The organism is Pontibacillus halophilus JSM 076056 = DSM 19796, assembly GCF_000425205.1.
Classification (GTDB): Bacteria; Bacillota; Bacilli; order Bacillales; family BH030062; genus Pontibacillus_A; species Pontibacillus_A halophilus.
Map to the genome: position 1 here is coordinate 184703 of NZ_AULI01000008.1, position 13866 is coordinate 198568.

Sequence of the window (13866 nt, forward strand, 5' to 3'; positions counted from 1 at the left end):
CTGAAGCCTGGAACAAGTAACCCACTGATAGGCTCCTCTAATTCAGACAGTTCCGTGTAGACCTGCTTCTTTATTGTTCTCCCCGATTGCTCTCATGCCCAGTGTTCGATAGAATGCCTTCACTTTGCTTAACGAGTGAAACAAGCCTGTTATATTCCAATTGAACGACCTCTGCTCCCAATGAAGTCAGTTCATAGTGTTTTCGACGCTCATCTGTAGCTTGTTCTAATTTCTTGATGACACCTTGCTTCTCTAACTTCGCAAGAGCGCCATATAAAGTGCCTGGACCGAGCTTTACTTGACCTTGACTTAGCTCATCTACCTTATTCATGATTCCATAACCATGCATTGGTTCTGTCAGCGACAACAAGATATAATATGTTGTATGCGTTAATGGCACCAATGTCTTTGCCGAAGCTTTCTTCATCTCTCTTCACCCCTAACTATGACGTCAAACGATATATCGTATACCGATATACTACAGAGACAGCGAACTACGATGCAACTCTATTCTGTAAATTTACAAAAACGATATAAAAATTGTTTTCGGTTTCGTATACTTGAAGAGGATTGAATTCTCATGACCCTGAATTGCCAAAGGAGGTCTTCTTGTTGTACCTTTATCTCTTTCTCTTCCTAACCCTTGTCGTTGGGTTCGGGATTGCTTATAGTGCGTATGAAAAGAAATTAGAGACATCACTTAAACTAAAAGAATTAGAACTGGAACGTGCCAAAGTGGAACTAGAACAGAAGAAGCTAGACAACGACCCATTCAAGAAGGGATAAAAGCCAACGCGCTTTTATCCCTTTCTTATATCGCTGAGACGCCAATATTATGCTGATAAAGCCAGTTCAGGCCATTTCCCACTTCTACACAAGAAGCTAATTTCCAACAATAAATCCCAAAAAATTCCGAAAATTATGTTTTACTTGTACATTGAACGGTTATGTAAATAACTGTAACACACTTTAGAAAGGGAGAGGATTTCAAATGGCTGAACGTTTCAAAACTGGTGAAAAAGCTCCACAAAAAGGTACGTATGAGTTTGACGGTTTAACGGACAAGCGTAAGAATGCGAACCCTACTAGCGAAGAATCACAAATTCAACTAGACAGTGGTGACACATTCCCACCGCTAAGCTCAAGTAATGAAGGCGCATATTGGAAGAAGAAGTAATTGTAAGATGGACCTCCCAGAAAGGGAGGTCCTTTGTTATGTTGATATAGCGAACTTTAGAAGGAATATCCCCCCGCCAATAGGACTGGTGACCGGACCCCAGTCAAACTTCCTTACTACGAAATTCTCCATGACTTAATTTAACATGAGAACGACAAACCTCTAAAAACCTCTATTCTACACAATCTACTACCACATTCTGTTTCACCGATAGGAAAACCCCTTGCATTTGTCAGAATAGTTAGGATATACTTGTGCTAACTATTTCTTAGAAAGGTGTGAAACGTAGCGCAATGAAGTACTAATCCTATCAACCTTAACGAGTTGAATACCGAGAACCACTTAAATGGAAATTAACTCGTTCCAGATAGGATAAGTATGTCTTTTTATAGACTTTATGCGCACCGATTACCCAATCATAGGGACTCGTGTACCCATTACTTATTTCCTCTCTGGTGCGTACAGGGAGGATTTTTTTATGCGATTGATGCATGCGAAGAACATTCATTACTCAATCGGAGACCGTACGCTCCTTCATATTGATGAATTAGCCATTCATCGTAGCGACCGAATTGGACTAATCGGCGAAAATGGAGAAGGTAAATCCATGTTACTTCATTATTTGATGGGAGAACTGGAGGGAGTACAAGATGTACGCTGGTATGGAACAAGAGCCTATTTCAAACAACTACACTCTTCCACTGGCAATGTGAGCGGAGGTGAGTTCACCCTTCAAGAGCTCGACCGGGTCTTCCAAGAACAAGCTGAACTCCTGCTCCTCGATGAGCCGACGAATAATCTGGACTGGCAGCACGTTGAAGCGTTCGAGAAGCGATTGCTTCACACCAGACAACCATTTGTGATCGTTTCTCACGACAGACAGCTACTTGACCGATTATGCACGACGATTTGGGAACTAAAGGATGGAAAGCTCTCCATCTACAAAGGAAATCATGAAGATTATGTAGCGATGAAGAAAGTGGAGCAAGACCAACAGCAACAATCTTATGAAGCTTACACGAAAGAAAAGAAACGACTACTTGAGCGAGCCAGGCAGAAAGAGCAACAGGCGAAAGGCATGCGAAAGCCCCCTTCACGAATGGGCAACTCCGAATGGCAATTGCACAAAGGAAAAGCTAAAGGCAAACAGCAGAAGGTCGAACGCGTTACGAAGGTCATCCAAGAGCGACTAGACCGTCTTGAACAGGTCGACAAACCCTATGAAGAAGCACCGCTCACAATGGAACACCAACACTTACGTCCAATTCACGGTACGTACGTGATGACGGCTAAATCGTTAACCGCTCCAAAGCCGAATACTTCCCTTTATTACATTGAACAACTGGAGCTATTGAATGGGAAGAAAACAGCGATAGTCGGACCAAATGGATGCGGGAAGACAACGCTCATCAAGCAACTCTTGAAGGAACATCACCCGATCATTTGGACGTCACAAGCTCGTGTTGGCTACTTCTCGCAAACGCTACACAGCCTACCAAAAGAAGATACAATCTTATCATTTATCGAGAAAGACAGCCCACTCTCTTCATCAATGATACGGACGATTCTTGGACGCCTCCACTTTTACCGGGCAGACGTTCATAAATCGATTGACGTTCTGTCTGGAGGAGAGCGAGTTAAAGTTGCCCTTGCAAAGCTAGTAACGGGAGACTACAACATTCTCGTCCTTGATGAACCGACCAACCATCTAGACATTGAAGCCATTGAAGCATTAGAGAAACTGCTTATTGCATACAATGGCACTGTCTTATTTGTGTCCCACGACCGTCGATTCGTTGATCGTGTTGCTGATTCACTATGGACCTTTCAAGATAATACCGTTCACATGTTCCAAGGTTCTTTGAGTGAGTGGAAGGAGCACGTAACCAACCCACCTATGCAGGATGAAGCAACCTATGACCTACTCACGCTAGAAACAAAGCTTTCTGAACTTATCAGTCGAATTAGTGTACCTGCTCCTGGTGATGATTCGGACCAACTGGAACAAGAGTATCAAATGGTCTTAGCCAAGATTAGACAACTTAAATCCAAATAATCAGGAAGCCCTGTCATCTTCGACAGGGCTTTTGTATTCTACTAGCTAAAGGTTATGAGATTTAGGAGCAGCGGGCAGACTAGACATAACAATCTATTTGAGAAAGGTGAACCTATGAATAATTCTTCAAGTATCCTCCATCTGTTCTATGTGCTTGTTATGCTTTCTGGTGCACTCTACTTTCTATATTTAAGCCGTAGGAGAAAAGGTGTTCCAGGGTTTGAGTACATGATTGCCATCATTATCCCAACCTGGTCTGGGGCGGCTTATTTGTCCATTGCTCTTGGACAAGGTCTACTCGAACAACCTGATAAAACCGTCTATTTTGCTCGCTACATTGACTGGGTCGTGACGACGCCACTGTTACTACTTGCGTTAGCCTTTACTGCCATGTTCTATGAGAAGAAGAAGAATAAGACAATCTTATTTACATTGATTACAGCTGATGTGTTTATGATCCTGACTGGACTCATCGCCGATTTCTCTAAAGAGAGCACTCATCTCATCTGGTATGGCTTAGGCGTCATCGCTTTACTCATTATTTTATACGTTGTGTGGTATCCACTACGCTCGATTGCTGATGCAGGTGGCCATGAACTATCGAAACACTACAAACGGACAGCAGCTTATTTAACCTCATTCTGGGTCCTTTATCCAACAATCTGGCTGCTTGGCCCTTCTGGTATTGGGTTGGCCCAGGAAATGGTGGATGTCATCGGATTTGTTGTCTTGCCTATCTTCTCAAAGGTTGGATTCAGTATCCTTGATCTTCACGGATTACGTAAATTAAGGGAAGCGGCTACGACTGTGTAAAGTAGTTCATAGCCTGCTTAAGGAAATGGGCAGCCTCTTCCCGCTCTAAATAATTAAAATGGTTCCACCCACTTTGAACGTGCGGCATGCGTATCCCATTGATTGACGCCATGTTGTTGTTATGAACAATGAGATCATGGGACAGGTTCAAGTAGTTCCCGACAAATGCGAAATAGGGCTTGTGAGCAGTGAATGGGTCAACTTCATTCAGCTCATTCGTAAAGCCACTCTCATTGGCTAAATCCTTAATCCCTTTGAGCGCCCCACGCTTGGTTAAATCCTTTAAATCCTTCTCCTTGATATCGAGGATATGGAGAAACTCAGCGGCCATAAGGAGCGTTCGCGTTAACATCGGGATACCTGCCCAAATTGACCCGTCGTTCGGAGTTCCTGCCATCATTAGCTGATGGATAGGTGCTCCATATTGAGCTCTGGCAGACCGACTCACAAGGCCACCCATGCTATGTGCATACACCATTACTTCTCCGTCATAACTAGACGTAGCACGCTTCAACTGGTCTGCAAAGCGCTTCGCACTGATCGCAATGGGGTCATCAATCGTGTAATACTCATATCCAAGGACTGTGAACTCGTTCTTTAACAGCTGAAACAATTGTAAATGGTCCTCAGTCGTTAACGTCCCAGCTAACCCATGCACAAGCACAGCGACTCTATTCGGGGAAGGTGGCATTTCTTCTATAGGAAGCTTCACAAGCTCCCCATCTTGCTCCTTTAGAAGGAATAACCCAACATCATCGTGCTGACTTCTCTTCTTCACACGATGCTTCGAGATATAGAAGGACTGGGAAGGTTCTTTCTTTTGAGGTTGCTTCGTTCGAAGCACCTCTTTTTCTCGTTCTTTAAATCGAAACATCTCCTCCATATGCTTCCTGCGAACTTCTGTCTTTTGCTCCTTCCCTTCTTGGCGATGGGCGAGCAGCTCCATTTTCGGCTCCATTTCAGCGAACAGTTTCATCGAGTCCTGTTCTAGCTCGACTAGATTCATAAAGTCCTCCTGTATGGCAAAGAAGAATTCATCCTCCTTTCCATATAAATCAATCCATGTATCTGGTACAGCCCCCGTCACTTCAACCCGATACAACGCACATTGTTCACAATGCTTTGCCTTGTTCAGCATCCCTTGTTTATGCGGGACCTCTTCTACTTTAATTTTACTTCCGTCAATCACGAATTCTCCACTATGACTCATAATAGAGAAATCCCCTTCAACAGGATCAATAATAATCCTTCCGTCTACAAATCGGACACCCATACTGCCACTCCTCCCGCTCATTCGTCTATGTATAGTTTATGTTGAAAAGAGAGTTTGAGGACTCCACGACCCAACGTTCCCCTATGCGAATATGGAAAAACAGGTCCTAAAGACCTGTTTTAACCAGTAAGAAGAATATAAGAAACGTTATACCGTTCACGAGAAACGTGTCGACTAAGCCATAACACCAAATTGAAAACCCTGCATTATAAATCGATTCTTCCATGAGTTGAGATGATTCTACTCCCACTTCGCTGTTACGTCAACAAAGACTTCTAGAGGAGCGTTTTAAGTTTAAGTCATCACCGATTAGAAAGGATGTCCCATTGAGACTCAGTCTATATATAGATCTCCACATAAATAAGAACCGCTCAGACCATACTGGTCTAAGCGGTTCTTCAATCTGAATTATTTAGCGGTCACAATATATTTCAAGGTCGTTAAGGAAGTGACAGAGATTGGACCACGTTGAGGGCTCTTCTCTGTGTGAAGACCTAGCGTGACATCTTTCGTTAACTCGTTTCCTGGAAGCGGAGAAGCATTCACATAAATAGCTGTAGCATCCATTAGCTTCTTGAACTTCTCTGCTGTTGCTTTATTTTCTGTGACAATTCCTTCTGTATGCTTCGCTCCATGAACTTCCATATAAGCCATTGCCTCGTTCACGCTCTGAACCACAACGATGCGTAGAGTTGGCTGATTGGAATCGTGACGTCCTACAAGGTTCGGCATAATTTGAGAAGCTGCATAGTCCGCTTGGATGTTAATGCCGTTCTCAACGACTGATTTATGCAGTGCCTCTTTGTTTTCCGTTAACCAGCGTTTATGAAGGACAAGCGTATCTATAGCTGTTTCATCCACTGTACGATTCGCAACGGATTCAAACAGAAGATGAAGGGCCTTCTCAGAGTCTGCATCTCCATCGATATACACATGGCGATGCGCCTTCGGGGTATTCAGGACTGGGAACGTACTTCCATGAACACCTTCCACCACTGAACCTTCACCTGGAATGACTAAATCAATCACGTCTTCCGATGCAAGAAGCTGTTGAGTAGTGGAACGATTTCCTTCATCCAACAACTGAACTGCTTCGCTAGGAAGTCCGTTTTTCTGGAGTGCTTTCTGGACAAGTTCTACAATTGCTCCATTTGTATAACGGATAGATTGAAGCCCACCAATTAACAGGGCATTTCCTGTCTTAATGCTTAATGCGATAGCATCAACTGTGACGCGCGGACGTTGCTCTCCGATGAGGGCAATCACCCCAACTGGAACCTGGAGCTGTTCTACGTGGTGACGTTCTAGGTCCCACTCTTTCCCTCTCTTCCATGTCGGATCATCCATCTTGGCAACTCGACGGAAGCGGTCTGCCATCACAGAAATCGCTTCTTTCCGTAGCGTCATCTGGTCAATTGGAAGATGATCGATGAACGAGTAACGTGCTTCTCCAATATCTCGATCATTTCCACGCAGGATTGTCTCGCTTTCTGAATCGAGGAGATCCGCAATATCATTTAATAGGCGGTCTTTCTCACTCGTTGATAGAACGCTAAGACGCTTCGATAATTTTTTTGCTTTCGTTGCTTGTTCGGTTACACTCATCATTTCTTTCGTGACACTCATCGAAATCCTCCCTTATACCTGATCAAAGACTACTTCTAACGAAACTATTCCTCTCTTGTAGGTACAATAAACGTCCATTACAGGAATGTTTCTAAAGTTGCAGTCAGACTTTCCCTTATTTCCGTTACTTCGATAAGGAAGTCAGAATTCCTTTAAACTTTTTTCCACCTATCCTTTAATGGTCTATAAGATTACTAGAAGTTCGTCTTCGCCCGTCCCTCACTTTGTTTAAGCAAGGAATAGACATACGTATCATATGCTTCTCCATTCTGATACATATAGTCCCGCAGTACCCCTTCCTTAACGAAACCGAATTTAGTCAACAATTGTTGAGAGGGGATGTTTTCCTTAAAGACAACCGCCCCGATTCTTCTGAGGCTAAGCTCGTTAAACCCGTACTGAAGGACTTTGTCTAAAGCCTCCGAAGCGTATCCCTTCCTCCATTGCTTAGGATGTATTTCATAGCCAACTTCAGCCCGTTTATGCTTCTCGGACCAGGCATGATAGCCAATTGTACCAATGATTTGTTGTTCTCCTTCAACTTCAATGCCCCAACGGATTCCCCGCTTCTCCTTGTAGCTAGTCGCAAAGGAATCAACGAACGCTTCTGCTTCTTCAATCCTCCGTAACGTGTCTTGTCCATAGTATTGTGTGATACCATCATGAGAAAAACAGGAAAAAATGCCTTGTGAATCTTTCTTGGTGATCTCCCTAAGAACCAATCTCTCTGTACTCAAAGTGGGGACCATTGGATCTGCCTCCTCGACTGTTTCTTCTACATGATTTCTTCACCCTGTAATGCTTTTCCTCTTTGCCATGACAACACACATCAATCTGCAATAAAAAAAGCTGAACCCTAAGGGTCCAGCTTCTTCCTTTTAGCCTTCAACTAACGTTAATTTGTGTACTTCACGATTCGCTAGTAAGTCGTTCGTGTTCTCGCGGTAAGATCTATAATGATCTGAGTTAATGTGCGCATTCAACGCTTCTTCGTCCTTGTATGTTTCCAAGAGCACGAATGCGTTCTCCACGCTCGATTCATAAAGAGCGTAGCCAAGGTTGCCTTCCTCTTCTACAGAAGCATCCCGAGCACGTTCAAGCTCTGTGCGAAGAGCCTCCTTCTGACCTTCTTTAGCTGTTAAAATGGCTGTGATTTGAATGGTTTCGTTCATGCTGCATTCTCCTTTAATTCGAGTTTCAACACCTTCATTGTAAAACATTCCACAATAGGAGGCATTTTATTAGCTTACAGATCTCGACGAAGCGCACGTAATACATCAATCCTCGTCGCTTTACGAGCCGGTTTCATGCCGGAAAGAACCGCTATCCCTACGCAAAGCGTCACACAAATAACAACGAGTGACAAAGGGATGTAGGAAAGTTGGATTGCCTCTTCTACTCCTTCCCCAAATGCAATTTCAATAACATAGGGGAGCATAAAGTTGATCCCTATGCTAATGAGATAGGCGACAACTAAGCCAACAAATGCCCCAATCACACCAATTGCCCCACTTTCAAGAAGGAAGATTTGCCGAATCATTTTCGGCTGCCCTCCTATTGCTTTCATGATCCCTATATCTTGCGTACGTTCTGTCACAGCCATATTCATCGTGTTGTAGATTCCGATAGAAGCAATAAGCAGCGCAATTGTACCGATTAATACAAGTCCAATCTTGACCACTGCAAATACAGTGTTTACTTGGTTCAATTCTTCCGTTACTGAGTAAATAAAGTACCCTTGTTCCTTCAGCTCTTCAGAAATCGAAGAAACGCTCTCAATATCCTCAGCAATAACTTTCACTTCTTGGTAACTATTGTTGCTATCTGCCATGATGGATTTCTGTTCCTCTTCACTCATGTTCGGGTCTAATATGAGTCCATTAGGAGTGCCTGTAAACGCCTCAACCGCTGATAAGGTAGACTGTGACACGTATACATCAACATCACGAAGCCAGTCACGAGAAGGGGCTTTCTTCTTCCCAACAACCGTAAGCGTAAGATCCTTCGAGACCCATTCGTCGTCCTTATATTGCTCGATTGTCAACGTAACTTCTTCTCCAACCAAGGAATTCTTCAGTCTAAATTCTTCCTTCACTACACCTTCTTCGGTATACCTCTCGTCGGACGCTTCCTCTTTCGCACCTTCTACATAAAATAGCTGTTCGGTGTGGTGCCCAATTAGGATTTCTCCATCTTTCTCGGGCATTCTCCCCTCTTCAAGCTCGACTCCCGCTTTCACTTCTGATGGGAAATCAACGACGAGTATAGACTGGTCAAATTGAAACTGCCCATAAGTAATGCGGGCTCGGTTATTCAGAAGATAGCTTTGTCTCGTTACAGCCTTGACGTTCGCCACCGATTGTAATTCTTCGATATGCTCTTCTGAAATGGACTCCCCATCTTCTGTTCCATGAACAGACACTTCCGTAACAGCTTGATTCTGCAATATTTCTCCTTGTATGTACTTTTGAGCACCGAACCCAATCGATGCAAGTATGATTAGAAAGGCACATCCAATGGCGGTAGCGAGGACGGTCATAAACACTCGTGACTTGTTCTTCTTCATATTCTGCCTGATAAATCGAAAACGATCGTTGACCTTCATCGTGCCACCCCTTCTCCGTTGTGAACTTTGCCACCATCTAACAGAATGGTACGGTCTGCGATGGCAGCCACCTCTTCGTCATGAGTAATCATCACAAATGTCATCCCTTCTTCGTTCAAATGTTGGATAAAGGAAAGAAGCTCGCGTTCTGTTTCCTGATCAAGACTTCCTGTTGGCTCGTCGGCAAACAGAATCGGCGGGTGTAAAATGAGGGCACGAGCGAACGATACTCGTTGTTGTTGACCCCCTGATAGTTCAGAAGGATAGTGGTCGGCGTATGCAGACAAACCAACCTTCTCTAACATCTCCTTCACACGTTGTGGCCGTTCTTTCTCTGCCACCCCTTTCATGACAAGAGGCAATTCAATATTTTCATAGGCGGTCATGCTCGGAATGAGTTGAAAGCTTTGAAAGATAAAGCCAACTTGCTCCAACCGAAGCGCTGCCCACTGCGATTCGTTATAGTTCGTGACGTCTTGTCCACGAAATTCAATTTGACCTGAAGTTGGACGGATATAGCCGCTCAATAAGTTAAGCAGCGTCGATTTGCCTGAGCCACTTCTCCCTACTATTGCAACAATCTCCCCTTCTTCAACTGAGAACGATACATCCTTTAGGACAGGAACCTCCTGCTGACTTCCTTTCTTACCGACAAAGTAGGAATGAGATAAATGATGTACATCAATCATGCCGTATGGCCTCCTTTAATTTCCTTCTACCTACTAGACGAAGAAAGAGAAGAAAACGGTGCAAAACATCCAGAAATTATCAATAGCACACCGAAATCGATAGATAGGTTTATCCACCCACGAAATGAGGAACCGCCCACCAAACGATAAAGGAGGCGATCATCATGGCAGATCATAATCAATTAAACAGCATGGAAGAACGTGCGGCAGAAATGAGCCAGGAGAAGAAAGAAGAAATCCTTCAAAACTTTAATAACTTTGCTAGCTACTTAGGAAGCAAGGTGAGCAAAGCAGAGAAATTAGGAATGAGTGAAGAAGCCGTTGCGAAGAGCGCAGAAAAAGTAGCGGATTATCTCGCTGACCACGAAGAGCCTAAAAACCGTGAAGAACATCTATTGCGTGAGCTTTGGAAGCATGGCGACAAAGACGAACAACACACGCTCGCTCACTTGCTTGTACGTATGGTTCAAGATTATAAATAGTAATAAAACAGCCTATTCCATCCATAAAGAAGGAATAGGCTGTTTCTTATTTCATCATGGGTACCATTGTGTCATGAACCCAATATGGCGCTGGATGCAAATAGGCTTTCGGACCAAATGGGACAGGGTCTGCCACATAGTTAAACGTTCCCTTCCCGTCCATGCTCGGCCCAGATGCCCATCGCCCTTCCTTACTAGCTTCACCGCGAGAAAGATTATATAAGTCATAGGCGACTTCCTGCTTCTGCAAGTGACGCGGAAACGTGGTAGGTACGACAAGGTCACCTTCTCGTTGTTCTAATTCTGCAATCGCGGCCGCCCACTGATTCTGATGAGCGGTATCCCGAGCAATCATAAACGACAACGTATCCTTCACTCCAGGATCATGAGCCATTTCATACAACCGAACAGCTTGTAGACGCCCCATTGATTCTGCAGTTAAGTTAGCTCGGAAATCTGCGAGCAAGTTCCCACTTGCCCCAATGTACGAAGCCGTCCACCGATTGCCAACACTATCTACTGGCATGGCTCCAAGTCCACTTGCGATAATATGTTGAGGATTGGTGCCTCCCATAACAGCTGCTACGACAGGTTGACTTCTGTACATTCGATCTTGTTCTTCAACAGGTGCTTTATCTAACAATCGAGCAATCAACGTTGCGAGCATTTCGACATGCGCCATTTCCTCAGTTCCAACATCAAGAAGCAAATCCCGATATTTAGCGTCCGCTCGGGAGTTATACCCTTGAAACAAATACTGCATCATGACCGAAATCTCACCGTACTGGCCCCCTAAGATTTCTTGAAGCTTTGCGGCAAATAAAGGGTCAGGACCTGCTGGCCTCGCATCATACTGTAATTCTTTTATATGATAGAACATGTTCTCACTCTCCCTCAATCTAGACTTCATTAGAGGGTATGACTGAGAAGATTGTCCTCATGTTTCATACTTAACCAAGTCGTTCTTTCTCTTCATCCTTCATCTCTTCGACTAACTGGTACGCAAGACGGTCCACTAGTAACGTGACGTGTGGATGCTGATGGAGTACAGAAGCTGGGAAGGTAGATTGGACCTCTTCTGATACCAATCGCTTAATCGCCATTGCTTTCCTAGAACCTGATGCAAGCAATAAGATATGTTTACTCTTTAAGATGGAGCCAATCCCCATCGTTATTGCGCGCTTAGGAACGTCTTCAATGGATGGGAAATACCGAGCATTCGCCTGACGTGTGGACTCTGCAAGCTCAACAGTATGAGTAAGACCATCCAAGTCGCTTCCCGGTTCATTGAAACCGATATGCCCATTCTCCCCAATACCAAGTAGTTGAATATCAGGTGGACCGATTTCATCCAACAACGATTCATAACGTTCGCATTCATCTTCCATGTTTACTGCCTTGCCATTCGGAATATACTGTCTGATAGCATCAACATTGATATACCGATAAAGGTGTTCCTGCATGTATGTATGATAGCTTTGAGGATGAGAGGCTTCCAAGCCAACGTATTCATCAAGATTAAAGGCAGACACCCTGCTATAGTCCGTTCCCTTCTGTTCGTGCCCAAGTATTAACTTCTGATAGGTACCAAGCGGCGTACCCCCTGTGGCAAGCCCCAACACGCATGTCGGATTGGCGCGGACATATGTCTCAATCATCGCTGCGGCGTTTCGGCTTAGGTCATCGTAATTCTCACATAAGATTACGTTCATATTTGGTCCACCTTTCGTTATACCCCTGATTTAAGAGTAATCTCCATAATCCACAAGCACAATATCTACAAAAAGGACCGTTTTTATACGTCTAAACTGAAAAAAGAGAATACTTAGTTCAAGCTTACCACACGTCCAATTGCTATGTATGGACAAAACACCCCCACCTAAAGAATAAGCGTTTATACCCAGAAGAACGTTGATTCACTAAAAAGTGAATGACGATTCACCCCTCATGTGCTACGATTTAATCAGAAAATTCAATATTGGAGGGGTATCTGTGAAGAAGGGTGACGTCTTTACTTGGGAAAGAACCTTTACGAATGAGGAAGTGTTGGAATTCGGTCAACTATCAGGTGACCAAGGGCTGCATCATGTTCAACCAGACGAACAAGGTCGCCTCATGGTCCACGGCCTATTAACCGCAAGCATCGGCACGAAGATTGGCGGGGATTTAAACTACATCGCGAGAGAAATGGTAAGTGAATTTATCCGCCCTGTCTTTACTGGAGATACGATTACGTGTGAAGTAACGCTAACAGACGTAGCACAAGCAGAAGGTTTAAAGCGAGTGAAAATGATCACCGTCTATCGCAACCAGAAAGGGAAAGAAGTTCTGACTGGTTCAAGCCATGGTATTGTGAGAGATCTATAATAATCTCAAGCATTGAAAGATGTAGAAAAGCCGCTCACAGCTATAGGAGCGGCTTTTCTTTCATTGCGACTGTACATACAAATGTTCCCCCTTCAAGGAATGGAATAGTTGACATTAAATTAGGGAATGGATACCATGATAATGCTCAAGCGGAGAGCGAGTGTCTGTCTACATACACACTAATATCCGAATACATACTCAAGGGGAGACTCTACAATGCCATGGATTAAACCAGTCAAACAAAAGGAAATGAAAGAACTACAAATAAACGGAAACATACCAGAGCCATCACCACTCTTCGACCGATTGCTGGCCAATGACCCTAGCATCTATGAAGCCTTCCTACCGCTACAAAAGGCGATCAAAGAAACGGACCTACCCGATGATTTACGGGAAGCAGTCATTACCTTCGTTTCAATGAAGAATGGGTGTCAGTACTGTACAGAAAGTCACTCGAAATTGCTTCAAGACTACGTAAATGTAAATGACGTGAAGGAATGGCTTCAAGACTATCCCCAGTCTACAATGAGCGAAGAATGGAAAGCGGTCTTGTCCTACGCCGACAAATTAATTGCTAAGCCAGTGGAAGTAACGAAAGAGGATGTAGAACGCCTTTCAGAATCTGGTTATACTCCTAAACAAATCTCACAAATTAACCAAACAGTAGCTTACACAAGTTACACTAATCAGTTATCAATTGGGCTAGGCTTATAACTCAATACATGTAAGAAAGAGCATCGTCTATGACGATGCTCTCTTTAGTAGGTTTCTAATCGAC

General features: G+C 43.9%; 16 protein-coding genes. 7 read left to right on the forward strand and 9 right to left on the reverse strand.

Features of this window, described 5'->3' with window-relative positions; translation table 11 throughout:
• Positions 1 to 70: 70 nt before the first annotated feature.
• Positions 71 to 427, reverse strand: a complete 357-nt coding sequence (locus H513_RS19940; protein WP_051239838.1) for a PadR family transcriptional regulator — start codon at positions 425 to 427, stop codon at positions 71 to 73.
• Between the two features lie 185 nt (positions 428 to 612).
• On the opposite strand from H513_RS19940, the gene H513_RS21585 reads away from it, so the two are divergent.
• The 4 genes from H513_RS21585 to H513_RS19945 all read left to right on the forward strand — a co-directional run bounded on the left by H513_RS21585 (position 613) and on the right by H513_RS19945 (position 4046).
• Complete coding sequence (locus H513_RS21585) at positions 613 to 786, forward strand: hypothetical protein (RefSeq protein WP_154655219.1); 174 nt, start codon at positions 613 to 615, stop codon at positions 784 to 786.
• 205 nt (positions 787 to 991) lie between these two features.
• Complete coding sequence (locus H513_RS0109495) at positions 992 to 1177, forward strand: YjzC family protein (RefSeq protein ID WP_026800541.1); 186 nt, start codon at positions 992 to 994, stop codon at positions 1175 to 1177.
• Between the two features lie 478 nt (positions 1178 to 1655).
• Positions 1656 to 3233, forward strand: a complete 1578-nt coding sequence (gene abc-f / locus H513_RS0109500; protein ID WP_026800542.1) for a ribosomal protection-like ABC-F family protein — start codon at positions 1656 to 1658, stop codon at positions 3231 to 3233.
• 114 nt (positions 3234 to 3347) lie between these two features.
• Positions 3348 to 4046: a bacteriorhodopsin gene (locus tag H513_RS19945; RefSeq protein WP_051239840.1), complete on the forward strand. Its 699-nt coding sequence runs from the start codon at positions 3348 to 3350 to the stop codon at positions 4044 to 4046.
• Here the strand turns inward: H513_RS19945 and H513_RS19950 are convergent.
• From H513_RS19950 to H513_RS0109535, 6 genes are all read right to left on the reverse strand, one after another.
• Positions 4033 to 5319, reverse strand: coding sequence for a lipase family alpha/beta hydrolase (locus H513_RS19950; protein ID WP_036769634.1), 1287 nt, complete (start codon positions 5317 to 5319; stop codon positions 4033 to 4035). The genes H513_RS19945 and H513_RS19950 overlap by 14 nt on opposite strands.
• A gap of 408 nt (positions 5320 to 5727) precedes the next feature.
• Positions 5728 to 6945, reverse strand: a complete 1218-nt coding sequence (locus H513_RS0109515; RefSeq protein ID WP_026800543.1) for an aldehyde dehydrogenase family protein — start codon at positions 6943 to 6945, stop codon at positions 5728 to 5730.
• Between the two features lie 194 nt (positions 6946 to 7139).
• On the reverse strand, positions 7140 to 7694 hold the full coding sequence (locus H513_RS0109520) for a GNAT family N-acetyltransferase (RefSeq protein ID WP_026800544.1): 555 nt from the start codon (positions 7692 to 7694) through the stop codon (positions 7140 to 7142).
• A 129-nt stretch (positions 7695 to 7823) separates the two neighbouring features.
• Positions 7824 to 8117 (reverse strand): putative quinol monooxygenase, encoded by a 294-nt coding sequence (locus H513_RS0109525; protein ID WP_026800545.1) that lies wholly within the window; start codon positions 8115 to 8117, stop codon positions 7824 to 7826.
• Positions 8118 to 8191: 74 nt separating this feature from the next.
• A complete protein-coding gene (locus tag H513_RS0109530; RefSeq protein WP_026800546.1) occupies positions 8192 to 9550 on the reverse strand; it encodes an ABC transporter permease in 1359 nt (452 codons plus the stop codon).
• Positions 9547 to 10239: an ABC transporter ATP-binding protein gene (locus H513_RS0109535; protein WP_026800547.1), complete on the reverse strand. Its 693-nt coding sequence runs from the start codon at positions 10237 to 10239 to the stop codon at positions 9547 to 9549. The genes H513_RS0109530 and H513_RS0109535 overlap by 4 nt, the downstream gene beginning before the upstream one ends.
• A gap of 164 nt (positions 10240 to 10403) precedes the next feature.
• Here H513_RS0109535 and H513_RS0109545 point away from each other — a divergent pair, with 164 nt between their 5' ends.
• The gene (locus tag H513_RS0109545) at positions 10404 to 10721 is read left to right on the forward strand and encodes a DUF3243 domain-containing protein (RefSeq protein WP_026800548.1); all 318 of its coding nucleotides are present in this window, start codon (positions 10404 to 10406) and stop codon (positions 10719 to 10721) included.
• Positions 10722 to 10767: 46 nt separating this feature from the next.
• Here the strand turns inward: H513_RS0109545 and H513_RS0109550 are convergent, their stop codons facing one another.
• Together H513_RS0109550 and nagB are read right to left on the reverse strand one after the other, a co-directional pair.
• Positions 10768 to 11601, reverse strand: a complete 834-nt coding sequence (locus H513_RS0109550) for a manganese catalase (protein WP_026800549.1) — start codon at positions 11599 to 11601, stop codon at positions 10768 to 10770.
• Between the two features lie 70 nt (positions 11602 to 11671).
• Entirely contained in the window at positions 11672 to 12433 is a 762-nt protein-coding gene (gene nagB / locus H513_RS0109555; protein WP_026800550.1) for a glucosamine-6-phosphate deaminase, read from the reverse strand.
• 235 nt (positions 12434 to 12668) lie between these two features.
• Here nagB and H513_RS0109560 point away from each other — a divergent pair, with 235 nt between their 5' ends.
• Positions 12669 to 13088: an FAS1-like dehydratase domain-containing protein gene (locus H513_RS0109560; RefSeq protein ID WP_051239842.1), complete on the forward strand. Its 420-nt coding sequence runs from the start codon at positions 12669 to 12671 to the stop codon at positions 13086 to 13088.
• A gap of 216 nt (positions 13089 to 13304) precedes the next feature.
• Complete coding sequence (locus tag H513_RS0109565) at positions 13305 to 13802, forward strand: carboxymuconolactone decarboxylase family protein (protein ID WP_026800552.1); 498 nt, start codon at positions 13305 to 13307, stop codon at positions 13800 to 13802.
• Positions 13803 to 13866 lie beyond the last annotated feature (64 nt).

What these genes read in the sequence shown, in the direction of transcription:
- H513_RS19940 (WP_051239838.1), bottom strand. Translation starts at nt 427, where the DNA reads ATGAAGAAAGCTTCGGCAAAGACATTGGTGCCATTAACGCATACAACA.
- H513_RS0109495 (WP_026800541.1), top strand. Translation starts at nt 992, where the DNA reads ATGGCTGAACGTTTCAAAACTGGTGAAAAAGCTCCACAAAAAGGTACG.
- abc-f (WP_026800542.1), top strand. Translation starts at nt 1,656, where the DNA reads ATGCGATTGATGCATGCGAAGAACATTCATTACTCAATCGGAGACCGT.
- H513_RS19945 (WP_051239840.1), top strand. Translation starts at nt 3,348, where the DNA reads ATGAATAATTCTTCAAGTATCCTCCATCTGTTCTATGTGCTTGTTATG.
- H513_RS19950 (WP_036769634.1), bottom strand. Translation starts at nt 5,319, where the DNA reads ATGGGTGTCCGATTTGTAGACGGAAGGATTATTATTGATCCTGTTGAA.
- H513_RS0109515 (WP_026800543.1), bottom strand. Translation starts at nt 6,945, where the DNA reads ATGAGTGTCACGAAAGAAATGATGAGTGTAACCGAACAAGCAACGAAA.
- H513_RS0109520 (WP_026800544.1), bottom strand. Translation starts at nt 7,694, where the DNA reads ATGGTCCCCACTTTGAGTACAGAGAGATTGGTTCTTAGGGAGATCACC.
- H513_RS0109525 (WP_026800545.1), bottom strand. Translation starts at nt 8,117, where the DNA reads ATGAACGAAACCATTCAAATCACAGCCATTTTAACAGCTAAAGAAGGT.
- H513_RS0109530 (WP_026800546.1), bottom strand. Translation starts at nt 9,550, where the DNA reads ATGAAGGTCAACGATCGTTTTCGATTTATCAGGCAGAATATGAAGAAG.
- H513_RS0109535 (WP_026800547.1), bottom strand. Translation starts at nt 10,239, where the DNA reads ATGATTGATGTACATCATTTATCTCATTCCTACTTTGTCGGTAAGAAA.
- H513_RS0109545 (WP_026800548.1), top strand. Translation starts at nt 10,404, where the DNA reads ATGGCAGATCATAATCAATTAAACAGCATGGAAGAACGTGCGGCAGAA.
- H513_RS0109550 (WP_026800549.1), bottom strand. Translation starts at nt 11,601, where the DNA reads ATGTTCTATCATATAAAAGAATTACAGTATGATGCGAGGCCAGCAGGT.
- nagB (WP_026800550.1), bottom strand. Translation starts at nt 12,433, where the DNA reads ATGAACGTAATCTTATGTGAGAATTACGATGACCTAAGCCGAAACGCC.
- H513_RS0109560 (WP_051239842.1), top strand. Translation starts at nt 12,669, where the DNA reads ATGTGCTACGATTTAATCAGAAAATTCAATATTGGAGGGGTATCTGTG.
- H513_RS0109565 (WP_026800552.1), top strand. Translation starts at nt 13,305, where the DNA reads ATGCCATGGATTAAACCAGTCAAACAAAAGGAAATGAAAGAACTACAA.